This window comes from Frankia sp. AgKG'84/4 (assembly GCF_023242965.2).
Taxonomy (GTDB): Bacteria; Actinomycetota; Actinomycetes; order Frankiales; family Frankiaceae; genus Frankia.
The window spans coordinates 1-589 of record NZ_JALKFU020000679.1 but is presented as its reverse complement, the minus strand read 5'-3'; the positions used below and the strand labels follow the sequence as shown (position 1 = coordinate 589).

The window sequence follows — 589 nt, the reverse complement described above, 5'->3', positions numbered from 1 at the left end:
ATTGTAAGGATACGAGCCCAGTGTTCACTGGAGACCCAGAGTTCCCTTACGTGGGCAAGTACATAAAGGACCTGACACTTGCTCAGATCCGCACGATGGACTGTGGCTCAAATACCAAGCCTGAGTACCCAGAGCAGCAACCGAGCCCAGGGGCTAAAATGCCGTTGTTGAGCGAGGTTATCGACCTTGTGAAGCGCTACAAAGCCAAGAAGGTGTGGATGAACATTGAGACGAAGGTAGAGGCTGGTGCACCGTGGGAGACAGCTCCACGTGAAGAGTTCGTGCAAATCGTCGCTCGCCACGTTCGCGAAGCAGGAACGCTTGACCGCGTATCAATTCAAAGCTTCGACTGGGGCGCGCTTATGCGCATGAAAGAGGTAGAGCCACGCTTACCTGTCGTTGCACTGACCAATGGTCCACAATTCTTACAGCCAGGCCAACCGGGGGCTTCACCGTGGTTGGGTGGAATCGACATCGATGATTTCGGTGGAGACCTTGTGGCGGCAGCCAAATCGTTTGGCGCGGACGCAATCTCTCCTGTTCACGGCTTCCCACAAAACGGTAATATCACTGACGATAACTACGTACC

General features: G+C 54.0%; 1 protein-coding gene. It reads left to right on the top strand.

The window, feature by feature from the left end; translation table 11 throughout:
* Nucleotides 1-20 precede the first annotated feature (20 nt).
* A partial coding sequence (locus MXD58_RS24595; RefSeq protein ID WP_308302040.1) for a glycerophosphodiester phosphodiesterase family protein occupies nt 21-589 on the top strand: 569 nt, incomplete at its 3' end.